At 31.1% G+C, this 22,792-nt stretch carries 33 protein-coding genes; 9 read left to right on the forward strand and 24 right to left on the reverse strand.

Annotated features, from left to right (window positions below; genetic code table 11):
• Window positions 1-39: 39 nt before the first annotated feature.
• The 24 genes from C8N27_RS14135 to uvrA all read right to left on the reverse strand — a co-directional run bounded on the left by C8N27_RS14135 (window position 40) and on the right by uvrA (window position 14,487).
• Window positions 40-750 (reverse strand): LOG family protein, encoded by a 711-nt coding sequence (locus C8N27_RS14135; RefSeq protein ID WP_099214047.1) that lies wholly within the window; start codon window positions 748-750, stop codon window positions 40-42.
• A 156-nt stretch (window positions 751-906) separates the two neighbouring features.
• Entirely contained in the window at window positions 907-1,059 is a 153-nt protein-coding gene (locus C8N27_RS15970) for a hypothetical protein (RefSeq protein WP_164723463.1), read from the reverse strand.
• 242 nt (window positions 1,060-1,301) lie between these two features.
• The gene (locus tag C8N27_RS14140; RefSeq protein WP_121148296.1) at window positions 1,302-1,502 is read right to left on the reverse strand and encodes a hypothetical protein; all 201 of its coding nucleotides are present in this window, start codon (window positions 1,500-1,502) and stop codon (window positions 1,302-1,304) included.
• A gap of 435 nt (window positions 1,503-1,937) precedes the next feature.
• On the reverse strand, window positions 1,938-2,099 hold the full coding sequence (locus C8N27_RS15975; protein WP_167444762.1) for a hypothetical protein: 162 nt from the start codon (window positions 2,097-2,099) through the stop codon (window positions 1,938-1,940).
• A gap of 16 nt (window positions 2,100-2,115) precedes the next feature.
• On the reverse strand, window positions 2,116-2,277 hold the full coding sequence (locus C8N27_RS15980) for a hypothetical protein (RefSeq protein WP_167444763.1): 162 nt from the start codon (window positions 2,275-2,277) through the stop codon (window positions 2,116-2,118).
• 31 nt (window positions 2,278-2,308) lie between these two features.
• On the reverse strand, window positions 2,309-2,488 hold the full coding sequence (locus C8N27_RS14150; protein WP_121148301.1) for a hypothetical protein: 180 nt from the start codon (window positions 2,486-2,488) through the stop codon (window positions 2,309-2,311).
• A gap of 83 nt (window positions 2,489-2,571) precedes the next feature.
• Entirely contained in the window at window positions 2,572-3,861 is a 1,290-nt protein-coding gene (locus tag C8N27_RS14155; protein WP_099214049.1) for an HlyD family secretion protein, read from the reverse strand.
• Between the two features lie 52 nt (window positions 3,862-3,913).
• Entirely contained in the window at window positions 3,914-4,096 is a 183-nt protein-coding gene (locus C8N27_RS15810; RefSeq protein WP_141554021.1) for a hypothetical protein, read from the reverse strand.
• Window positions 4,097-4,099: 3 nt separating this feature from the next.
• Window positions 4,100-4,291 (reverse strand): hypothetical protein, encoded by a 192-nt coding sequence (locus tag C8N27_RS14160; RefSeq protein WP_099214050.1) that lies wholly within the window; start codon window positions 4,289-4,291, stop codon window positions 4,100-4,102.
• Window positions 4,292-4,307: 16 nt separating this feature from the next.
• Entirely contained in the window at window positions 4,308-4,535 is a 228-nt protein-coding gene (locus C8N27_RS14165; RefSeq protein ID WP_099214051.1) for a hypothetical protein, read from the reverse strand.
• A gap of 18 nt (window positions 4,536-4,553) precedes the next feature.
• Window positions 4,554-4,760, reverse strand: a complete 207-nt coding sequence (locus C8N27_RS14170) for a hypothetical protein (RefSeq protein WP_121148303.1) — start codon at window positions 4,758-4,760, stop codon at window positions 4,554-4,556.
• 12 nt (window positions 4,761-4,772) lie between these two features.
• Window positions 4,773-4,976 (reverse strand): hypothetical protein, encoded by a 204-nt coding sequence (locus tag C8N27_RS14175; protein ID WP_121148306.1) that lies wholly within the window; start codon window positions 4,974-4,976, stop codon window positions 4,773-4,775.
• Window positions 4,977-4,994: 18 nt separating this feature from the next.
• Complete coding sequence (locus tag C8N27_RS15985; protein ID WP_167444764.1) at window positions 4,995-5,165, reverse strand: hypothetical protein; 171 nt, start codon at window positions 5,163-5,165, stop codon at window positions 4,995-4,997.
• Window positions 5,166-5,248: 83 nt separating this feature from the next.
• Entirely contained in the window at window positions 5,249-7,435 is a 2,187-nt protein-coding gene (locus tag C8N27_RS14180) for a peptidase domain-containing ABC transporter (protein WP_121148308.1), read from the reverse strand.
• Between the two features lie 225 nt (window positions 7,436-7,660).
• Window positions 7,661-7,855, reverse strand: coding sequence for a hypothetical protein (locus C8N27_RS14185; RefSeq protein WP_121148310.1), 195 nt, complete (start codon window positions 7,853-7,855; stop codon window positions 7,661-7,663).
• Window positions 7,856-7,874: 19 nt separating this feature from the next.
• On the reverse strand, window positions 7,875-8,111 hold the full coding sequence (locus C8N27_RS14190) for a hypothetical protein (protein ID WP_121148312.1): 237 nt from the start codon (window positions 8,109-8,111) through the stop codon (window positions 7,875-7,877).
• A gap of 11 nt (window positions 8,112-8,122) precedes the next feature.
• Complete coding sequence (locus C8N27_RS14195) at window positions 8,123-8,314, reverse strand: hypothetical protein (RefSeq protein ID WP_099214058.1); 192 nt, start codon at window positions 8,312-8,314, stop codon at window positions 8,123-8,125.
• A 15-nt stretch (window positions 8,315-8,329) separates the two neighbouring features.
• Window positions 8,330-8,488 (reverse strand): hypothetical protein, encoded by a 159-nt coding sequence (locus tag C8N27_RS15990; RefSeq protein WP_167444765.1) that lies wholly within the window; start codon window positions 8,486-8,488, stop codon window positions 8,330-8,332.
• A 32-nt stretch (window positions 8,489-8,520) separates the two neighbouring features.
• Complete coding sequence (locus tag C8N27_RS15995; protein ID WP_167444766.1) at window positions 8,521-8,679, reverse strand: hypothetical protein; 159 nt, start codon at window positions 8,677-8,679, stop codon at window positions 8,521-8,523.
• A gap of 2 nt (window positions 8,680-8,681) precedes the next feature.
• Window positions 8,682-8,843, reverse strand: a complete 162-nt coding sequence (locus tag C8N27_RS16000) for a hypothetical protein (RefSeq protein ID WP_164723454.1) — start codon at window positions 8,841-8,843, stop codon at window positions 8,682-8,684.
• A gap of 2 nt (window positions 8,844-8,845) precedes the next feature.
• Entirely contained in the window at window positions 8,846-9,004 is a 159-nt protein-coding gene (locus C8N27_RS16005; RefSeq protein ID WP_164723453.1) for a hypothetical protein, read from the reverse strand.
• 116 nt (window positions 9,005-9,120) lie between these two features.
• Window positions 9,121-10,719 (reverse strand): vitamin K epoxide reductase family protein, encoded by a 1,599-nt coding sequence (locus tag C8N27_RS14200; protein WP_121148315.1) that lies wholly within the window; start codon window positions 10,717-10,719, stop codon window positions 9,121-9,123.
• A 119-nt stretch (window positions 10,720-10,838) separates the two neighbouring features.
• Entirely contained in the window at window positions 10,839-11,522 is a 684-nt protein-coding gene (locus C8N27_RS14205; protein WP_121148317.1) for a response regulator transcription factor, read from the reverse strand.
• 139 nt (window positions 11,523-11,661) lie between these two features.
• Window positions 11,662-14,487, reverse strand: coding sequence for an excinuclease ABC subunit UvrA (gene uvrA / locus C8N27_RS14210; protein WP_121148319.1), 2,826 nt, complete (start codon window positions 14,485-14,487; stop codon window positions 11,662-11,664).
• Window positions 14,488-14,562: 75 nt separating this feature from the next.
• Between uvrA and C8N27_RS14215 the strand changes: the two genes are divergently transcribed.
• The 9 genes from C8N27_RS14215 to C8N27_RS14255 all read left to right on the forward strand — a co-directional run bounded on the left by C8N27_RS14215 (window position 14,563) and on the right by C8N27_RS14255 (window position 22,790).
• A complete protein-coding gene (locus C8N27_RS14215; RefSeq protein ID WP_244174759.1) occupies window positions 14,563-15,411 on the forward strand; it encodes a class I SAM-dependent methyltransferase in 849 nt (282 codons plus the stop codon).
• Entirely contained in the window at window positions 15,411-15,638 is a 228-nt protein-coding gene (locus C8N27_RS14220) for a PspC family transcriptional regulator (protein WP_099214064.1), read from the forward strand. Before C8N27_RS14215 ends, C8N27_RS14220 begins: the two co-directional genes overlap by 1 nt.
• Window positions 15,635-16,639: a potassium channel family protein gene (locus C8N27_RS14225; RefSeq protein ID WP_099214065.1), complete on the forward strand. Its 1,005-nt coding sequence runs from the start codon at window positions 15,635-15,637 to the stop codon at window positions 16,637-16,639. The genes C8N27_RS14220 and C8N27_RS14225 overlap by 4 nt, the downstream gene beginning before the upstream one ends.
• Window positions 16,639-17,538 (forward strand): SDR family oxidoreductase, encoded by a 900-nt coding sequence (locus tag C8N27_RS14230; RefSeq protein WP_121148324.1) that lies wholly within the window; start codon window positions 16,639-16,641, stop codon window positions 17,536-17,538. The genes C8N27_RS14225 and C8N27_RS14230 overlap by 1 nt, the downstream gene beginning before the upstream one ends.
• 88 nt (window positions 17,539-17,626) lie before the next feature.
• Window positions 17,627-19,243 carry an alanine/glycine:cation symporter family protein gene (locus C8N27_RS14235; protein ID WP_099214067.1) on the forward strand — a complete coding sequence of 539 codons (1,617 nt, stop codon included), beginning with the start codon at window positions 17,627-17,629 and terminating at the stop codon, window positions 19,241-19,243.
• 12 nt (window positions 19,244-19,255) lie between these two features.
• Window positions 19,256-20,155: a helix-hairpin-helix domain-containing protein gene (locus tag C8N27_RS14240; protein ID WP_121148327.1), complete on the forward strand. Its 900-nt coding sequence runs from the start codon at window positions 19,256-19,258 to the stop codon at window positions 20,153-20,155.
• Between the two features lie 31 nt (window positions 20,156-20,186).
• The gene (locus C8N27_RS14245) at window positions 20,187-21,353 is read left to right on the forward strand and encodes an acyl-CoA dehydrogenase family protein (protein ID WP_121148330.1); all 1,167 of its coding nucleotides are present in this window, start codon (window positions 20,187-20,189) and stop codon (window positions 21,351-21,353) included.
• A gap of 266 nt (window positions 21,354-21,619) precedes the next feature.
• The gene (gene rpsU, locus C8N27_RS14250; RefSeq protein ID WP_028892869.1) at window positions 21,620-21,817 is read left to right on the forward strand and encodes a 30S ribosomal protein S21; all 198 of its coding nucleotides are present in this window, start codon (window positions 21,620-21,622) and stop codon (window positions 21,815-21,817) included.
• A gap of 85 nt (window positions 21,818-21,902) precedes the next feature.
• Window positions 21,903-22,790, forward strand: coding sequence for a tyrosine-type recombinase/integrase (locus C8N27_RS14255; protein ID WP_121148332.1), 888 nt, complete (start codon window positions 21,903-21,905; stop codon window positions 22,788-22,790).
• The last annotated feature ends 2 nt before the right edge of the window (window positions 22,791-22,792 follow it).

Here is a 22,792-nt window from a genome sequence, read left to right on the forward strand (position 1 = left end):
GCTCATTGGAATTCCAATGAGCTTTAAAGATAAATATTTTTAGAAGTTTGGCTTTAGCTGATATTTAGCATAGAATTTATTAAAGTGTTCAACAGCTTCATCAGCAGTATCAACAACTCTAAATAAGTTTAAATCTTTTTCACTAATGTTACCTTCTTCAATTAAGGTATTCTTAATCCAGTCTAATAAACCAGCCCAAAACTTTCTACCAATTAGGACAATAGGAAAGCGACCAATTTTGTTAGTTTGAATTAAGGTAATTGCTTCAAAAAGCTCATCCATTGTGCCAAAACCACCAGGCATTACAACAAACCCTTGAGAGTATTTTACAAACATTACTTTACGAACAAAGAAATAATCAAAGTTCAAGTTTTTATCTCTATCAATCCATGGATTGTCGTGTTGTTCAAAAGGGAGGTCTATATTTAAACCTACTGAGGTACCTTTTCCTCTGTGAGCTCCTTTATTACCAGCTTCCATAATACCAGGACCACCGCCAGTAATTACTCCAAAACCACTTTGTGTTAATTTAAAAGCTACTTCTTCTGCTAATTTATAGTGAGGATCATCGGTTTTTGTACGTGCTGATCCAAAAATTGATACACAAGGACCAATCTTGCTTAGCTTTTCATAACCCTCAACAAATTCAGACATAATTTTAAATATTGCCCAAGAGTCATTTGTTTTTATCTCGTTCCAAGTTTTTTGTTGTAGTTTTTCTCTAATTTTTCTGTCATCATTCGGACTCATAATTCTTCTACTTTTATATTAAATAACAAATTAAACTGCCAAAATTACATTTTTAGCAAGCTCGCTAATTTAGTGGTTTTTAATATTAGAAAAAAGATAAAAGAAAAAAACTACCTTAATGTTAAGGTAGTTTTAATTTAGTTAATTTAATGTATATTACTTTAAGGGGTCACAACAAGTTTGTTGACCAAATATGTTAAAACAAGAATACTTTGGGAACTCGCAATCTTCTTGAGGGTATCCTCCTGTAATTTTTGTTTGCTTTTTTTTATCCAAAGCTTTTCCTAGGTTTAAGATTGATTTTTTCATTTTCAAATAAGATTTAATTAATTTTTTAGAAACAAACAACTAGAAGGTTAAGTCTAGTTGTTTGTTTTTTGCATTGAGTTTTAGTTAAAAGTCTATAAACAGCCACTTTGCCATTTGCAATAAATACGTTTAATTGGATCCCAATCTAAACAACATCTTGGTATGCTACCACCGTTTATTTGTTTTTGGTTGGTTTTATTTAAAACTTTTCCCTAAGTTTAAAATTGACTTTTTCATAACAATTAAAATTCAACTCCGTTACTACAAATACCTTCAGTACATGTATAATAAGGGTCATTACCTAAAAAAGGATAATTACTTAGCCAAAAACCTTGTGTTCTAGTACAGCAAAATTGGTATAAAGTAGGGATATAACCTCCATTAATTTGTTTTTGGTTAGTTTTATTTAAAACTTTACCTAAGTTTAAAATTGATTTTTTCATTTTATTGTTTTTTTAGATTAAATATTTATAGAATGGTTCATTGTTTTCTTATTATTAAGAAAAACAGTCATAATTAACGAGCGTCATATTTTGACACTCCTGTGTTAAGTTATGGTAATCTTGACAGGTGCCACAAAGGGTAGCAGGTGTGTTGAGTGGTTCGTCAGAGTAATAGCATCCTCTTGGTGGGCATGATTGATTACCTCCGTTAATAATTTTCTGTTGACGCTTATTAAGAGGTTTTCCTAGATTTAAAATTGATTTTTTCATTTTAAAAAGTTTAAAATTTGATAAAATCCTTGAACCGTTTAAAGACACTCAAGGTTTGTGTCTATTCTTCGCGAAAGGTTTTTTTATTTAAAAACTAAAGATAGAGGGATTTGTTCCCTCTATCAGTTGTAATGTAGAGAGTACTATAAAATATTAGTTTAATTTTTATGTAGGGCAACAGTCTAAATAAAAGACACTATCAAAACGTTGAAAAAAACAGTAGTCTTTACATTTCTCTTCATCAGGTATTTGGGGGTACCCACCTGATATTTGTTTTTGATCAGTTTTATTTAAAACTTTACCTAAGTTTAAGATTGATTTTTTCATGATTAAAACTTTAATGTTAATACCAAATACAACCAAATCTATCACATCTACCAGGAGCACATAAATTACCCCATGAAGTAGATTCACAACACATTACGCCGTCTTGAGTACAGCCACGAGCGATACCTCCATTAATTTGTTTTTGGTCAGTTTTATTTAAAGATTTACCAAGGCTCAAAATTGATTTTTTCATAATTTATTTTTAGATATTAATACCAAATGCAACCATATTGTGTACATCTTCCTGCATCACAGAATTGTCCCCATTGAGTTTGTACACAGCATCTACTTCCACTTCCAGTACAAGAACCAGATCCGATTCCACCATTAACTTGTTTTTGATCAGCTTTATTTAAAGCTTTACCTAAGTCTAAAATTGATTTTTTCATTTTAAAATAATTTAAATTTGATAAAAACCCTTGAACTATTTAAAGACACTCAAGGTTTGTGTCTATTCTTCGCGAGAGAATTTTTATTTAATAATATTTTTAAGTTGATAGAAAAAACGTTCTATCAAGCGTAAATCTTCAGTTACTATATCTGCAGCACCTTTCATTTCTTGCCTAAAGGGGATTTTTTTATTGTATGTGGTTTCTAAATTTTGGGGCAACTCTACATCTACGAGGTAGTTGCCTTTTTCATTAGGTATAAGAGATATAGATTTTACTTTTCCGTTTAATTCACCAAATTCATCAGAAGGGTAGTTTAATAGTTTAATCTGAACTTTCTGACCTTTTTTTATCTTTCCAGAGTTGGCTGCAGGAGCTTCTATTTTTCCGATAAATGAATTTCCTTTGTTAGGAATAATGGTGAATATTAGATCCCCCGTATTAACAGTTTGGTTTTTATTCCAAAAGGAAAGAAAAGATACTTTTCCGTTTATAGAAGAAGTAAGCGCATACTGTTTTTCCCAATCTTTAATAGCTTTTTTTAAGTATAAAAAAGATTGAATAGCTTTCTTTTTTAATCGGGTATCTTGTTGTGTTTTTTTAATAGAAGTTCCTTCTAAGTTTTTTGCAGAATTATTGATTAACTCTCTTATTTGTGAGATAGATGATTCTAGAGTTTTATATGATCGTTTAGCTTGTAAATATTCTATTTCTTTTTGGTCTTTTTCTTTAGCAGAAATAACCCCTTGACCAAACATTTTTCTACTGCGTTCTAAGTCCTTTTCTTTAAACTCTAATTCTTTTAAGTTTAGCTCTTTTTGTGATAGTAAAATCTGTAGTCTACCTCTTGCTTCTATAACAGACATTTGATTTGCAAAGTTCTCAGATTTAAACGGAGTTAATTTTTCGTTTAAAACATATTCAGAATAGTCGTTTTCAAATTGAGAGTAGCTAGAAGTTATGTCGCCTAAAATTAAAGGTGGAACTTTATCAACAGGGAAAAAGAACTTTTGTTGATTTACTTCGATAGTATCAACAATACTCTTTAGTAGTAAGACATCTTTGTAAGAAGCGCTGTTTTCAATTACAGCTAAAACATCACCTTCAGAAACATCTTTACCTTCACTAGTTAAAAAAGTTTCAAATTGACCTGTTGATTTTGCATAAATTTTTTCAGGTGGAGTAGAGGTAGTAACCATTACCTCTGTAGATATGACATCAGGGTATTTTACAAACCATGAAATGAATAATAACATTATAATTAGTCCAAGAAGCAAGGTGTTGCCCCAACGAATCATCCAATTAGGAACATGGGTTAAAATTTCTTGAACTTCTTCACTACGAATTTCTATGTCTTGGGTATTGTTTGGCATATTTAGGGATTAAAATAGAGGGAAAAAACTTTCCCTCTATTGCTTTTTGTTTTTAGGAATTACAGGCGGCATGAGTTGGAAGTACACACATATAATTGCAGCAGACGTGATTTTCTACTCCACAAAAGAAACTGTATTTCTCTTTACATTCTCCATACTCGTTAATACTTCCATTAATACTCTGTTGTTCTGTTTTGCTTAAGTTTTTACCTAAGTTTAAGATTGATTTTTTCATTTTTTAAAGAAGATTACATGTTTTATCGTATTGAGAGTCAAAGGTTAGGCAAATTCCATAACAACATCTTAGTCTGGCTGTATCACAGTCTAAGTCGGTTTTACATCCAAATTCACCAAAACCAATACTTCCTTTAATTTGTTTTAGCTCTATGTTACTTAAAGCTTTACCTAAGTTTAAAATTGATTTTTTCATTTTTATTTTTTTAAAATTATACACCAAAACAATAATACCCAACTCTAACTCTGTTTTGACAGCTAGAAGGAAGGTTGTTATAGTCACTACAACTCCCACAATAAACAGCACCACCAAATAACTCTGTGTCACTATTACCATAGTAGCAGTTAATTGGAGGACATGATTCATTTCCTCCACCGTTAATTGTTTTCTGATCTATTTTACTTAGACCTTTACCAAGGTTTAAAATTGATTTTTTCATAATTATTTATTTAAAGGGTTAAGCGGGGCAACATTGTCCGTTTTTTATAATACCTCTATTGGCACCTCCCATACCATTTGGTACAGCACAAGCATCTCCTTCTTCACAATCTAAAGCGCAAAAAAAGTAGCTTGAGCAAGGAAAGCCAATTACCTTTCCTCCACTAATTTGTTGTTGCTCAGTTTTATTAAGAGCTTTTCCTAAATTTAATATTGATTTTTTCATATTATTTTGTTTTTAGATGGCACATTCGCAGTAACCTTGGTTATTACATATAGCATCCATATCGCAATTACTATTATTATAACACCTAATTCTAGATTGTGATTCTTGATCGCACTCACCATCTGAATCGCCTACGGGAATACCATACCCTCCATTAATTTTTTGTTGTTCAGCTTTGTTTAAAGTTTTACCTAAATTTAAGATTAATTTTTTCATAGTTAAAAATGTTTGATATTAACAAGGGCACATTTGAAAAGCATCATAACCATAGAGGTCAATTTGAAGTTGTTGTGCTTGTGGCGAAGCACTACAGAATTCATCACAGGTAAACATACGACCTCCATTAATTTGTTTTTGATCAGCTTTATTTAAAGCTTTACCTAAGTTTAAAATTGATTTTTTCATTTTAAGTAATTTAAATTTGATAAAACCCTTGAACAATTTAAAGACACTCAAGGTTTGTGTCTATTCTTCGCGAGAGAATATTTTTATTTGCCTAAATCTAGTTGGTTTTTAACTAGATGGTAATAACTTCCTTTTAATTTGATTAGTTCTTCGTGACTTCCTTTCTCTATGATTTTTCCTTTTTCAAGGACTACTATTTGATGCGCATTTTTAACAGTACTTAATCGGTGTGCAATTACCACAGCTGTCTTGTCAGCAAAAAACTCATTAAGCTTACCCATAATAACCTTTTCGTTATTGGCGTCTAATGCACTAGTAGCTTCATCAAAGAACAAAAATTTAGGGTTTTTATAGACAGATCTAGCAATTAGTAATCGTTGTTTTTGACCTGTACTCAATCCGTTACCTTCACTACCAATTTTTGTGTTGTAGCCTAAAGGTAAGCCTTCAATATAATCTCCAATGTTTGCTACATCGATTGCATGAGCTAATTTTTCTTTATCGACATAATCTTCACCTACAGCTATGTTTTTAGCTATGGAATCATTAAAGATGTAACCTTCTTGCATTACAACTCCGCAATTCCTTCTCCATTCCTTTTGTGAAACATTTTTTAAGTTAAAGTTGTTGATCATTATATCACCTTGATCAACTTGATAGAAACCAAGTAATAGTTTCATTAAGGTAGTTTTACCACTGCCACTAACACCTACTATTGCCGTTGTTTTATTGGCTGGAATTTCAAGAGATAAATCTTTTAAAACAGGTTCTAAACCACCAGTGTATCTAAATGAAATATTATTTAATTTTATGGATGCATTTTCAGGGATGGTAGTTACTTTTTCATCACCAGGCTTTTCTTCATCTTCCATGTTATGTATTTCACCTAGTCTATCTAAAGAGATTTGTGCATCTTGTATGTCTCTCATGAAATTTATTAGCTGTGTAATAGGTCCATTTAATTGACCAACTATATAGCTAATAGCCATCATCATACCTAAAGTAATTTGTCCATCTATAACTAGTTTTGCCGAAAGTATAGTAATGAACATGTTTTTAAGCTCATTAATAAAATTTGATCCTACACTTTGGGTTTGTTCTAAAGCAAGGCTTTTGGTCGCTACTTTAAATAAACGAGCTTGTACGTATTCCCAATTCCAACGCATGCGTCTTTCAGCGTTATGAAGTTTAATTTCTTGCATTCCATTAATAAGCTCAATAACCTTACTTTGTTCTTGACTTACTTGAGAAAAACGCTTATAATCAAGCTCTTTTCGTTTTTTAAAGAAGAACAATACCCATCCAAAATATAGTACGCTTCCTAATACAAAAACTCCAAATATTTGTAAACTATAATAACCTAAAACTAAGCTGAAAATTATAAGATTAAAAAAAGAAAATAACACAGTTAAAGAGGATGTGGTTAAAATTCTTTCAATACGCTTATGGTCATTTATTCTTTGTAATAAATCTCCTGTCATTCTCACATCAAAGTAAGAGATAGGTAATTTCATTAGTTTGATAAAAAAGTCAGAAATTAAAGATATGTTGATACGAGTACTTAGGTGAAGCAAAATCCAACTTCGAATAATTTCTAAGGAAGCTTTTCCAACGAATAAAAATAGTTGAGCAAATAAAATTAGATATACAAAGTTTAAATCTTGGTTTTTGATACCTACATCAACCACACTTTGAGTTAAAAAAGGTAAGATTAATTGTAATAAACTACCAGCAAGAAGTCCTATTATTAATTGGGCTATAAACTTCTTGTATTTGTATAGGTATTTGAAAATAAATGAGAATCCAAACTTCTCATCTTCTTCAAACTCTTCTTGATAAAATTTAGGAGTAGGTTCAACTAATAAGGCAATTCCTTCCTCTGTATTTTCGTCAGCGTTATTACCAATCCAGTGTTGGATAAACTCTTCTTTAGTAAAAGTAATGAGTCCATGAGCAGGATCAGAGATATAAACAACATCTTTTTTTATTTTGTAGAGAACCACGTAATGGTTTTTGTTCCAGTGAACAATACAAGGAAAAGGGGCTTCTTTTAGTTTGTTAAAAGCTAATTTTATACCTAAAGACTTAAAGCCTATAGATTCAACAGCTTCACTTAAACCCAGTAAACTACTACCTTCTCGAGTAGTTTCACTAAGCTTTCTTAATTGTTGTGTGTTAATAGTTTTACCATAGTGTTTAGCTATGATTTTTATACAAGTAGGCCCACAATCTTTAGCCTCAGTTTGTTTATAATTTGGGAATTTTTTCAAGTTCAATTTTGGTATAAGATATAACTAGGCTAAAAATATACAGTTTCTAACCTAGTTATTAAAAAATTTCTAAGAATAATATGGTTTAAAAAAGATTTGTACTCTATAATTGTACATGTTTTACTAGTGTAATAATTACTGTTTCTAAACACTCAGGAGAAAAATGTAACTCTAGAGGTGTGATATTATTCTTACTTAAAGCTTTACCTAAATTTAAAATTAGGTTTATAAGTAAGGGGCAGGACATTCAGGAGTACCATAACAACAATCATATTGGTCTGTCCAACAGCAGTTTTTTACAGGATCCCAATAATAACCTTTGTCTGTTCTACACCCTCCAGGGATTTCTTTTCCTCCGTTTATTTTTTTTTGATTGTTTTTATTTAGAGCTTTTCCTAGGCTCAAAATTTGTTTTTTCATAATATTAGTTTTTTTATAATTAACATCCAGTGCAACTAACGCCTCCATTAGGACAAAATTCCCAAGGGCCTGTGCAGTTGTTGCCACCAGGGTCATTACTACCTCCATCATCTATATAACAATATATGCCTTCACAATATTGACCTGATGGACAATTACCTTGACCGTCACAAAAACCTACAGCTCCGCCACCATTGATTAATTTTTGTTCTATTTTATTTAAAGATTTACCTAAATTTAATATCGTTTTTTTCATAATTAGTTTAGTTAAATTATACTTCCATCACATAAATACCCTGTGTTTCCTTGATCACCAAATAACTGGCACCAACCAGCAGTATTACAGCAATATCCACTTCCACATTGGTAATGACTGTCGCATTGCTCTTTACCTCCGTTAATTTGAGCTTGTTCCGCTTTTTTTAAAGCTATACCTAAATTTAGAATTTGTTTTTTCATTTTGATGTTTTTTATCTAAAAAGGTCCAAAGGCACAATATAATTCAGCACAGTGATCACCATAATCCTCACATACTTGGTCTTTATTTGTGTCACACATTTTTCTACCACCATTAATGTGGATCTGTTCAGCTTTATTTAAGGATTTCCCTAAGTTTAAAATTGATTTTTTCATGATTATGCTTTAAATTAAGAATTATACTATTACTATAAAGGGACTATTCTGCAATAAAGTTCAGCACATAAAGGACCTTTCCTTTCACATGTACCATCGCTATTATAGTCACATTTATCTCTTCCTCCGTTAATATACATTTGTTCTGCTTTATTTAAAGCTTTTCCTAAGTTTAAAATCTGGTTTTTCATGATTAAAAAGGAATTAATTGACATTCACGTTCTGCACATTGTAACCCGTATTCGGTACACTCACCATTACTCCAAGGAGTAATACACTGTCTCTTGCCTCCATTGATTTGCTTTTGTTCCGCTTTTTGTAAAGTCTTTCCTAAGTTTAAAATTTGCTTTTTCATAACTATTCAAGTATTAGTCTGCAGTAAGTTTCAGCACATTGCCAACCATAGTATTCACATACACGATCTCTGTTAGAGTCACATTGCATTCTACCTCCGTTAATTTGAGCTTGTTCCGCTTTTTTTAAAGCTTTACCTAAATTTAGAATTTGTTTTTTCATAATTAAAATATTAAGGTTACTTTTGCGGCGAACATTTAAAGACACTCACCAATGTGTCTATTCTTCGCGAGAGAATTTTGTTCAAAACGCAAAGCCCTTTTTAGGGCTTTGTTTTTTTAAGCTGTTTTTAATGAAACATTAGAAGTTTGAGAGTTTTCTTCTAAATCTTCAATAAATAATATTAAATCAGTTCTGTTATATTCTTTAGGGAATGATCTCCCGTTTACTAAAATTTCTGGAGTAAAGTTGATCGCATTTTTTGTACACCAATCTTTTTCTTTTTCGAGTTCTGAAGTATAAGCTTCTTTGTCAGTACATTCTCCCCATTTTTTTAACCAAGCAGCAGGCTTTTGTCCCTCATAAATGGCATCCATAGCTAAGAGGCATTCCTTATCTCCTTTAGTATTATAAATTTCTATGAGTCTACTAGTAATTTTAACAACATCACTATCCTTATTTTCTACACTTATATTAAACCTTACTTTAATTTTTACATTGTTATGATACCTTTTGATAATTTCATCAACATGAGCATGAACAGGTTTACAGTGTCCACAAAAAGGATTGGTAACTATTGTTATTTCAAGATTAGAGTTTGGGTTACCAAAAACAATTTCTTTGCTATCGGTTAACTGAGTATCAAGTTGAGGCGACTTTTGTAAAAGGCTATCAAATAGCGCGTAGTTTCTTTTAAATTTAACACTTGCTATTTTTTCTTTTTTAAGCTCTTGTACTTCAGTAAACAAAGGTTTTATATAGCTCCAAGCTAACCAAGTAAAAGAAGCAACAAGGCCTAAAGTAACAAAATCACTAAGTATAAAAGTATTAATGTAATTACTTGTTAATATAGGAGCTAATGCTTGTAGCCAAAGTACTCCAACTATGCTTAAACATAAAAGGCACCATTTTTTTACTACTGCATATTGATAATATAATGAGTAGAGAGTAACAGGTATAGCTAGTAAACTAATAGTATATGAAATTGTAGGGTTAGAGATTTGAGTAAAAGTTAAAAGAGATAATCCAATAAAATAAAGCATACTAAAGTCGCTTAATTTGTACCCTTTTAAAATTTCCGCTCCTTTTGAAGTTAATACGGCGTCACAATCTTTTTTATCATCGGCTCCAGAACAAAAGGCATCACCAATAGATGTTTTCAATCCAAGCTCTTGTTTTATAATTGCAACACTAATAACAGCTCCAGTAATTGACAGTAGGAAATAAAAAGTGTTATACCACGAAGTTGAATTGTTAAAAACAAAAAATAAAGCAAAAACAGCAAGTAGAGAGAAACCAATAGTTTTTACTAGTTTGGAGCTGTTTTTAGAAGCTTGATAATCCTCAGTTTCTTCAACAGCAACAATAATTCCTGTAAATTTATTTAGAAATTCACCTTCTGTTAGTTTTGTTTTTTTGTTTTCAGAATCATAAATTATGTAATCTAAACTTTTCCTTTCTGCCACAATTAAATCTTGACCATGGTCTCCATTTATTTGAGCTATAAAGCAGTCGGGTAGTTGAGAAAGAGTTTCTGAGTTAACAGGAACATCAGCAGCAACATTTTCAATATTAAAATGATCTAACACTCCTGTAATTGCATGTAAACTAGGGTAAGAAGGATGGCTTTGAATTTGAAAAGCTAATTCTTCTTTGTCAAAAGAAATACTGTTTTTCTTAAGTAATTTTTGTACTAAATTGATTAATGTGTCTTTCAAAAGTAAATAAGTTTTTTAAGGATAGCTATTTTTAATCTTCCCAAAGCTATATGTTGATAATTATTTTTTTATAAAAAAAACCATAAAAAAAGTACGGAAAAACCGTAATTTTTATTTTCTTAAATAAAGCCTTTCTCTTTGGCTACTAATATTAACTCTCTGTCTCCTTTAGCTTTAACATTGAATATTTTCTTTAAATGTCGTTTTCGTTTTTCAATGCTAGCTGCAGAAAGTGGTATGTAATTAGGCATGTCTTTCATTTTAGAACCCAATGAAAGTTTATATAGAATTTGTCGGTCTATTGAATCAATAGAGAAGTTATTAGAAACTTCTTTTCTCAAAAGGCTTAAAACAGTTTTACTATAATAAGGAATATTGTTTGTCACATTTTTTATAGCGTTTTTTAACTCTTTTGAAGTTAAATCGCTTTTAACAAGAAAACCTTCAGGATTTAAGCTTTTAAATATATTGTGAATTCTATAGTTGTCATTACAATCAGTTGAAACAATAAGCTTTGTACTTGGTAGTAGTTTCCTGATTAAAAGGCCTAAATCTTCACCGGATAAAATTTTTCTGTTCTTAGCAGGTGAAAGTTTTAAATCTAAAACAACAAAGTTTAGAGAGGTTTCTTTTTCAATTGTCTTTTTTATAATATCGTAAGCTCCATTACAATTGTATGTAATGTCCGTGTTAAAATTAAAATTAGGGTTTAATCTAGCTATTTTAGATATTATGTTCTTATACGTTTCGCAAATAAGCGGGCAATTATCCGCTAATAAGGCAGATTGTTTTTCTTTTCTCATGTTTAAATAATTTCGGGGGGAATACTATTTAATTGATTCTTTTATTCAAAAAATCAGCTCATAAATTTATATAAACTAATTTAAAATCAAAAAAAATATGTATAAAATAAACTATCTATTAATGAGAAATATTGTAATTTTATTTTTTTAACTCTTTTTTTAGGAATTTCGAAGTGTAGCTTTTTTTGTGTTCAGAAACCTCTTCAGGAGTCCCAAAAGTCAGTACTTTACCGCCTTTTTTACCACCTTCCATACCTATATCTATAATATAATCGGCTAGTTTAATAACATCTAAATTATGCTCAATTATTAAGACAGTATTTCCTTTATCTGCTAATTTATTTAAAACATCCATTAATACACGAATGTCTTCAAAATGAAGACCGGTAGTTGGTTCATCTAAAATATAAAAAGTATTTCCAGTATCTCTTTTTGAAAGTTCTGAAGCTAATTTAATACGTTGTGCTTCACCACCAGAGAGAGTAGTAGATTGTTGTCCGAGTGTAATATAACCTAAGCCAACATCTTTAATTGTTTTTAGTTTTCTGTATATCTTAGGGATATGCTCAAAAAAAGCTGTAGCTTCATTAATTGTCATTTCTAAAATATCAGAAATAGATTTTCCTTTATAGCGAATTTCTAATGTTTCTCGATTAAAACGTTTTCCTTGGCAGGTTTCGCATTCTACATGAACATCTGGTAAGAAATTCATTTCAATAACACGAACACCACCTCCTTGACAAGTTTCACAGCGTCCTCCTTTTACATTAAAACTAAAACGACCTGGTTTATAACCTCGAATTGAAGCTTCTGGAGTTTTTGCAAATAAACTTCGTATTTCACTAAAGACTCCAGTATAAGTAGCGGGGTTTGAACGAGGAGTTCTACCAATAGGAGATTGATCAATATCAATTACTTTATCAATATGCTCTAAACCTTCAATTTTTTTATAAGGCATTGGTTTTTTTACTGCTCGATAAATATGAGTATTTAAAATAGGGTAGAGGGTTTCATTAATTAAAGTAGATTTACCACTACCTGAAACGCCAGTAACACAAATCATTTTACCTAAAGGAAACTCAACAGAAACATTTTTTAAGTTGTTTCCAGAAGCACCTTTTAAAGAAATTGTTTTTCCGTTTCCTTCACGACGTTTTTTAGGAACTTCAATTACTTTTCTTCCGGATAAATAATCAGCAGTAAGGGTATCATGACTTTTTAAATCGTCAAAATTACCTTCACTAACAATTTCTCCACCATGTCGGCCAGCGCCCGGGCCAATATCTAGGACAAAGTCAGCGTTTTTAATCATGTCTTCATCGTGTTCAACCACTAAAACAGAATTACCAACATCACGAAGTTTGATTAGAGAATCAATTAATTTTTGGTTATCGCGTTGATGTAAGCCAATACTAGGTTCATCTAAAATATATAAAACACCAACTAGCTGTGAACCTATTTGTGTTGCAAGTCGGATACGTTGTGCTTCTCCACCAGATAGTGATTTTGATGTACGGTCTAATGTTAAATAATCTAGTCCTACATCTAACAAAAACTGAATTCGAGTGCGTATTTCTTTTAAAATTTCAGCAGCAATAGTTAATTGTTTTTCTGATAGTTTTTTATCTACATTCTTGAACCAATTAGCTAATTCTAGCACATCCATTTGCGCTAAGTCACTAATATTTTTATCGGTAATTTTAAAATGAAGTGCTTCTTTTTTTAAGCGCTTTCCATCACAGGAAGAACAAGAAACTTCATCCATAAAACCTTTAGCCCAACGTTTTATGGAAGTGCTTTCTGAGTTTTTGTATTGATTTTCAATAAAGGCAATGATTCCTTCAAAATCAATTTCATAATTTCTGGTAACACCAGCAGTTTTTGATTGTATTTCAAACTTTTCTTTTCCACCATGAAGAATAATTTCCATAGCTTCTTTTGGAATACTTTTAATAGGGTCGGTTAACTTAAAACTATAGCGTTCAGCAATAGTTTGAAGTTGTTTGAAAATCCAACTATTTTTTTGTTCGCCTAGTGGAGCAATTCCTCCATTTTTAATAGAAATACTACTGTCTGGAATTATTTTTTGATGATTTATTTCATTTGTAATTCCTAGCCCATTACACTGAGAGCAAGCTCCTTTTGGTGAATTGAAAGAGAAAGTATTTGGTTCTGGATTAGGGTAGGCAATCCCTGTGGTAGGACACATTAATTCACGGCTAAAATAACGTGGTTTTTCATCATCAACATCAATCACCATTAAGATATTGTCGCCAGTGTATAAAGCAGTTTTTATAGTTTCTTCTAAACGTTTTTCTGCGGTGTTATTTACAACTAAACGATCAATAACTACTTCTATATCGTGTGTTTTATAACGATCGAGTTTCATGCCTTTTTCAATCTCACGAATTTCACCATCCACACGAACACGAACAAAACCTTGTTTAGAAATTTGTTCGAATAATTCACGGTAATGTCCTTTTCTCGATTTAATTAAAGGTGCAAGAATAGCAATGCGCTTTCCGTCAAAATCCTTTAAGATTAAATTTCTGATTTGTTCGTCAGAATAGCTAACCATTTTCTCGCCTGTGTTGTATGAGTAAGCATCTGCTGCTCGAGAAAATAATAAACGGAGAAAATCATAAATTTCAGTAATAGTACCTACTGTAGAACGTGGACTTTTATTGGTAGTTTTTTGTTCAATAGAAATTACAGGAGAAAGTCCGTCGATTTTATCAACATCAGGACGCTCCAATCCACCTAAAAATTGACGAGCATAAGCAGAAAACGTTTCGATATAACGACGTTGTCCCTCAGCATAAATGGTGTCAAAAGCCAAAGAAGATTTTCCACTACCGCTTAAACCAGTAATAACAACTAGTTTTTCACGAGGAATTTTAACATCAATGTTTTTTAAATTATGAGCGCGTGCTCCGTAAACTTCTATGTATTCTTGTTCTTTCAAAGTGAGGATTTTACCAAAAACAGCAAAGTTACCAAAACCAAATTTATTTTGAAGTAACCATTGTTAACAAATAAGTTGAAAATAGTATCTTGCGTATTAATGAGTGGTTTAGGAATAGAAATACATGAAACAGCGTTTGTTACATCAACATTTAGGTCTTTAAATGCTGAGCTAAGTAGAGATGTATATGCGAGACTTTGGAGTAACTCTCGGACAGACGAGTTAGTGAAAAAATATCTTAATAACGTTTGTGAAGAAGAAGTTTCAGCTCATTGTTTAAGAAATAGGTTTTTTCTAGAGGAGATAGAAAGGTTAAAACCAGCCGTAGTTATTAATTTTGGATCTGGTTTTAGCATGTATCCGTTTTTGTTGGATAAAAGTATAATTAATATTGAAATTGATAAGGAAGAAATTATTGGTTATAAGGAAGAGAGAGTAAATGAATTTCAAAAGAAAGGAGAATTACCTGATAGAATAATTCATTTTATAGGGGTTGATTTTAGTAAGGATTATGTAGGGGTTTTGCTAGAAAAAATAAAACGAATCAAGAAAAATAAAACCTCATTTGTTTTAATAGAAGGAGTATTGTTCTTTTTATCAAGAAAAGATACCGATAAGCTTTTTGATTTCTTCTCGATGTTACAAAGAAAAGGAGATTATATAGGAAGTGCTTCATTTCAAAAAGATTTAAAAAAATCTAAAGGGTTTAAAAAATTACTCGATTTTTGTAATAAAGAAATGGTGAAAACTGAAGCATCAGATTGGCAGAGAATAGAAGATGATTTTTATAGAACGAATAAGAACTATGAATTATTAAATCATCAAGATTATTTTAGTCTTTCAGAAAAATATAATAATGAAGTGAAGTTAGAAAAAGATTTAATTTTAAATGAGAATTTTTATATCTTGAAAAAAATAGTGTAATGAAATTTATACATTCTGTACGACATTTTTTTGAACGACATGGTTTTAACGTGTCTTCTAGGTTTGCAGACCGTTTGGGTATGCGAGCTACCAATGTGCGTTTGTTTTTTATATACATATCGTTTGTAACAGTAGGTTTATCTTTTGGTTTGTATTTAACTATGGCATTTTTACTGAGATTAAAAGATATGATTTACACTAAAAGAACTTCTGTTTTCGATTTATGATAAACACCGTATTTAAGTCAAGATTATATAAAGCTATAATTTATTCTGTATTGATTGTTTCGATAGGAATGTTAGGTTATATAGTGTTTTTTGGGTATTCTTTAATAGATGCCTTATATATGACAATTATAACCATTAGTACTATTGGTTTCGGAGAGGTACATCCTTTTGGTACAGGAGAGAAAATATTTACTATAGGACTGATAATATCTAGTTTATTTATTTTTGGTTATGCGGTTTCTTCATTTTCAGAATATTTAATTAGCGGACAATTTTTCCATCAACTAAAAGTAAAAAAAGTGCAAAAAAAAATAGAACAGTTACAAGGACATACCATTGTGTGTGGTTATGGAAGAAATGGTAAACAAGCTATTTCAAAATTAAAAAACTACAAGAAGCAAGTAGTAATAGTTGAAAAGTTTGATGGAATAGTGAGGCAATTAGATGAAAAAGGAGCTTTAACTATTCAAGGAGATGCAACGCTTGACGAAACATTGTTGAGAGCAGGTATTATGAATGCTAAGAATTTAATAACTGCTTTACCTTCTGATGCAGATAACTTGTTTGTAGTGTTAACAGCAAAACAATTAAATAAAGATTGTAAAGTAATTAGTAGAGCATCAAAAGAAACTTCATATAGTAAACTAAAAATTGCAGGAGCAGATAATGTGATAATGCCTGATAAGCTAGGAGGTTCACACATGGCGTCTTTAGTAGTAACTCCAGATGTTATTGAGTTTGTTGATAGGTTAACTATAGAAGGAGAAACTACTGCAAATTTAGAAGAAGTAGCTATTAATGGCTTACCTGAAAAATATATTGACAAGACAATTTTAGACTTAGATTTAAGAAAAAAGACAGGATGTACAGTAATTGGATATCGTACACCAGATAAAGACTATATCATCAATCCAGAAGCATCTGTAAAATTAGAAGCAGGTGGAAATTTAATCGTTTTAGGACGACCAGAGCAAATAGAAACGCTTAGAAGAATTTTTTAATGAAGAAAGTTGTTGTAACTGGAAGTAATGGTTTGCTTGGGCAAACTTTAGTAAACCTTTTATTAGAAGAGAAAGAAAAATACCAAGTAATAGGTTTTTCTAGAGGAGAAAATAGAAGTGGAAGAAGTGATTTTGAATATATATCAATTGATATTACAAATGAAGATTTGATTTATAGAAAACTTTTTGAGTATAAGCCAGATGTAATAGTTAATACAGCTGCAATGACAAATGTTGATGCTTGTGAAACAAATCAAGAGGCTTGTGATGAATTGAATATAGGTGTTGTTCAGTACCTAAAAAATTATGCAGAAGAAAACAATAGTCATTTAATTCATATTTCTACAGATTTTATTTTTGGTGGTGAAAACGGTCCATATAAAGAGACTGATGTCCCAAACCCGTTAAGTCATTACGGGATATCAAAACTAAAATCAGAAGAGGTTTTAACAAAATCTACAATAGATTACACTATTTTACGCACCATATTAGTATATGGAAAAGTATACGATATGTCTCGTAGTAATATAGTATTGTGGGTAAAAAAAATGTTGGAAGAGGGAAAAGAAATAACTATTGTGAATGATCAATTTCGTATGCCAACTTATGTCGAAGATTTGGCGTTAGCATGCAAGCTTTCAATTGATAAAAGAGCATTAGGAGTCTTTAATGTGTCGTCGAATACTTTGTTGAGTATTTATGAAATAGCACAACAAATAGCAGAAGTTTTTAAGTTAAATAAAAGCTTAATAAAGCCAATTACTACAGCTACTCTAAGTCAAAGAGCTAAACGCCCAGCAATAACTGGCTTTGATTTAACAAGAACAAAGAAGTATCTAGGCTTAAATCCAAAATCATTTCACGAAGATTTACAAAAATTTAAAGAAAAGCTAACGTAAAAACTATATTTAACAATGAAAACTTGTTGTAAGTACATTTTTTTATGATATTGCGGGCTACTAATTCAAAAATCTAATCATACAAATCATGAATAAAAGAATACTGACGTTGCTTTTTACTTTAGCACCAATGTTCACTTTCGCATCCGAAAGTACAACAGAAAAAATAGATTCAATTTTTAAAGATTATACAGGGTGGTTTGTTAATGCAATATTTTATGAAATTCCTTTTTCAGAAAATTTTAAGATACCTTGGGTGTTAATTGTTTTAGTAGGTGGTGCAGTGTATTTTACGTTGTATTTTAAGTTTATCAATTTTGTAGGGTTTAAAACAGCAATTCAAGTTGTAAGAGGAAAATACGAAGACATTGAAAAGCACGGGGTAGATACTTTGTATGGAGATCAAACTCCTGGAGGAGATATTTTTGAAACCATTCGAGATGATTCCGCAGAAGGAGAGGTGTCTCACTTTCAGGCATTAACAGCTGCGTTGTCTGCCACAGTAGGCTTAGGTAATATTGCTGGAGTAGCAGTTGCATTGTCCATAGGAGGGCCTGGGGCTACATTTTGGATGATATTAGCAGGATTATTAGGAATGGCTTCTAAGTTTGCTGAATGTACTTTGGGAGTTAAATATAGAGATGTAGATGAAGATGGAGTAGTATATGGGGGGCCAATGTATTATTTAACAAAAGGACTTAAAGAAAAGGGAGCTGGTAAATTAGGTAAGATCTTAGCGGTTTTATTTGCTGTTTTTGTTATTGGAGGTTCTTTTGGTGGAGGAAATATGTTTCAAGCTAATCAAGCTGCAGCTCAATTTACTAAACTTTTTGACTTAACAGGTCCTAATGCAGGGTTGTATTTTGGATTAGTAATGGCTGTTTTAGTAGCAATAGTAATTATTGGAGGTATTAAAAGAATTGCTTCTGTAACTGAAAAAGTAGTTCCTTTTATGGCTGGGATTTATGTTTTAGCAGCAATTATTATTTTATTTGCAAACTTTACGTTGATAGATGATGCTTTTGGGTTAATCTTTGAAGGAGCATTTTCAGGATTAGGAATTGCAGGAGGTTTAATTGGTGTAATGATTCAAGGTATTCGAAGAGGAGCTTTTTCAAATGAAGCAGGTGTAGGTTCGGCAGCGATTGCACACTCAGCGGTTCGTACAAAGTATCCAGCGAGTGAAGGTATCGTAGCTTTATTAGAGCCTTTTGTAGATACAGTTGTAATTTGTACTATGACAGCTTTAGTTATTATTATAACAAACTTTGATGGTCAGTTTATGGAATATGGAGTTCCAATTAAAGAAGGAGTTGAGCTAACAGCGGTAGCTTTTGATTCTGTAATACCTCATTTTTCGATTGTATTAACCATTGCTGTAATTCTTTTTGCTTTTTCAACAATGATATCATGGTCTTATTACGGTATGCAAGGTTGGAAGTTCTTATTCGGAAAAGGGAAAATTACAGATTTAGTATATAAAATTTTATTTTTATTCTTTGTAGTTGTTGGTGCATCTATTAGTTTAGGAGCTGTAATTGACTTTTCAGATGCAATGATTTTTGCAATGGTAGTTCCAAATATTATTGGAGTGGTAATGTTGTCGCCAGTGATTAAAAAAGAACTGTCTAAGTATATGAATGCAATTAATAAGAAAGAAGAGGCGATAGAAGACGGTGCAATTGATGTCACAGAACATATGTAAATTATATAATTAATGAAAATATTTAAACCCCATTTCTGGTATAACAAACGCCAACGAAATGGGGTTTTCTTTTTACTGTTAACAATAGTTGTTTTACAGGTTGTATATGTTTGTGTAGATTTTTCTTCAGAAAGAATATATAATGTAAATAAGAAAGAGTTGATAGCTTTTCAGGGAAGTATTGATAGTTTGAAAAGAATTGAACAGGATAATAGGAAGCCAAAACTATATCCATTCAATCCAAATTATATAACGGACTTTAAAGGTTATCAATTAGGGATGTCGGTAGAAGAGATTGATAGATTACATAATTATAGAAAACAGGGCAAGTGGATAAACTCAGCTAAAGATTTTAAACAAGTAACAAAAGTATCGGATAGTTTATTAGGTAAAATAGCTCCGTATTTTAAGTTTCCGGATTGGGTTGTAAAAAAAGAAAATCAAAAGAAGAAAAGTGTAATCAAATCAAGTTCAGTTGAAATACATTCGTATAATAAAGAGTATAAAACTTCTACAAACGATATTAATAAAGCTACTCAACAAGATTTAGAGATTATTAGTGGAGTAGGAGAAGTGTTATCCTCTCGAATAGTAAAATATAGAAATAAACTACAAGGATACTCATACTCTAAACAATTATATGAAGTTTGGGGTTTAGATAAAGTTATAGCAGATAGAGTTATGCAAACCTTTGCTGTAATAGAAAAACCAACTATTAAAAAAGTTAATGTAAATACAGCTAAATTTAAAGAGGTGTTGAAAAATCCATATATTAATTATGAGTTATGTAAAAAGATTTTTGAATACCGAGATGAAGTAGCAGAATTACAAGACATATCAGAATTAAGAAATATTAAAGATTTTCCGTTAAATAAATACGATAGAATAATCTTATATTTGGAAGCAAAATAAACAAGCAACAAAATTTAATAAACAAACCACTATGAATAGTATGTACTTTACCGAAGAGCATGAAGCCTTTCGTCAGAGTTTTAGAGATTTTTTACAAAAAGAGGTAGTTCCTCATATAGATAAATGGGAGAAAGAAGGTACGGTAGAGCGTTTTATCTGGAAGAAGTTCGGTGAAATGGGGTACTTTGGTTTAAATCAGCCAGAAGAATATGGAGGATTAGGTTTAGACCTTTTTTATACTGTTATTTTTTTAGAAGAGTTGCAGAAAATAAATTCAGGAGGTTTTGCAGCGAACATGTGGGCACATGCATATTTAGCAATGACTCATGTTAATAAAGAAGGAGACGATCGAATTAAAAGAGAATACCTAACACCAAGTATTGAAGGAGATAAGATAGGGTGTTTATGTATCACAGAACCTTTTGGAGGAAGTGATGTAGCAGGAATGCGTACTACAGCAATTAAAAAAGGAGATACTTATGTAATCAACGGATCAAAAACCTTTATTACAAATGGAGTATACTCTGATTATCTAGTGGTAGCTGCTAAAACAAATCCAGAAGATAAACATAAAGGAATGAGTATTTTTATTGTTGATAGAGATACTCCAGGGATATCATCGACCAAGTTAGATAAATTAGGTTGGAGAGCTTCAGATACTGCTGAAATAGCATTTGATAATGTAGTGATACCTGCTGAAAGCTTAATGGGAGAAGAAGGGAAAGGATTTCCCTATATTATGCAACACTTTGCATTAGAGCGTTTGGTTATGGGAATTAATGCTCATGCACGTGCTGAATATGCTGTAGATTATGTAGTGCAATATATGAGTGAACGTGAAGCTTTTGGGAAAACATTAGATAAATTTCAAGCCTTACGCCATAAAGTAGCGGAAATGGCAAGTAGAGTAGATATGTGTAGAGAATACAACTATTCTATAGCAAAACGTTTAAACGATGGTATTTATGTAGTAAAAGAAGCTAGTATGAGTAAATTACTATCAACTAAAATGGCAGATGAGGTTATATATGATGCTTTACAATTGTTAGGAGGGTATGGGTATATGGAAGAATATCCAATGGCACGTTTATTAAGGGATAGCCGATTAGGTCCAATTGGAGGAGGAACCTCTGAAATATTAAAAGAGATTATTGCAAAAATGGTGATTGATAAGAAGGAGTATAGACCAGCTACATAATATTTCCATATTTGCAAAAATGATTATTGATAATAAAAAGAGTAAATACAGCAATATAGTCTGTTGATGAAAGAAAAATCCTGCATTTGCAGGATTTTTTATTTCAACTGTTTTTTAACTAAAAAGAGGAAAAATAATTTTATTTTAAAGAATACTTTGTATCTTTGCCGTCCAAAATCAAATAAAATAATATAAATAGCTGATATACTGTTTGTTGTCAGTTTTTAAAAAGATATAGATTCTACGATGAAAGGAGGTGCAAAAATATGTTAATCATTCCAGTTAAAGAAGGAGAGAATATCGATAGAGCGTTAAAACGTTATAAGCGTAAATTTGATCGTACAAAAACGATGAAGCAATTACGTAACAGAAAGCAATTTACTAAGCCATCTGTAGCAAAACGTGCTCAAATGATTAAAGCATCTTACGTTCAGAGATTAAGAACTCAAGAAGAAGTAGGATAGTAATAATCCTAAAAAAAGTATAAAAACCTGTATTGATATCAATACAGGTTTTTTTTGTATCTTCAATTAATAAATAAAGTTAATAATGCTGATAGAAGCTTTCTTGGAATATTTAGAATTTGAGAAAAAATATTCAAAAAATACAATTCAAGCATATAAAACAGACTTAATTGCATTTAAAGATTTTTGTGAGGTTGAGTTTGATCAAGTGGATTTAGAGAATGTTCATTACAATCAAATTAGAACATGGATAGTTAGTTTGGTTAATAATAATATATCAAATAGAAGTGTTAACAGGAAGATAAGTTCTTTAAAAACCTTCTATAAGTTTTTACAAAAAATAGGTGAAATAGAAACGAATCCATTATCAAGTCATAAAGCGTTAAAAGTTCAAAAGAAAATCCAAACACCTTTTGATCAAAATGAAGTAAAAGAAGTTTTAGAATTAATAAGAGAAGGTTCCGATTTTGAATCAATAAGAGATCGATTGATTGTCGAAATGTTGTATTCAACAGGGATGAGAAGGGTTGAGTTAATAAATGTTAAAGAAAAAGATATAGATCACACTAGTAAAACAATAAAAGTATTAGGTAAAAGAAATAAAGAAAGGTATGTAACAATCTTACCATCGGTATATAAAACTTTACAGGAATATTTAAGGCAAAAAAGAGAGATTAAAGAGGTGGATATGGAGGTGCTTTTTGTGACTAAAAAAGGAGTTAAAATTTATGAAACCCTTGTTTACCGAATAATAAATTTGTACTTTAGTAGGGTGTCAACAAAAGCAAAAAAAAGCCCTCATATATTAAGGCATGCTTTTGCGACACATTTACTTAATAACGGTGCGTCGTTAAATTCGGTTAAAGAATTGCTAGGACATTCAAGTTTAGCCTCTACCCAAGTGTATACGCACAATAGCTTGGAGCAAATAAAGAAAGTGTATAATAAGGCTCATCCTAGAGGGTCAACTTAAAA

It is taken from the genome of Tenacibaculum discolor (assembly GCF_003664185.1).
GTDB classification, from domain to species: domain Bacteria; phylum Bacteroidota; class Bacteroidia; order Flavobacteriales; family Flavobacteriaceae; genus Polaribacter; species Polaribacter discolor.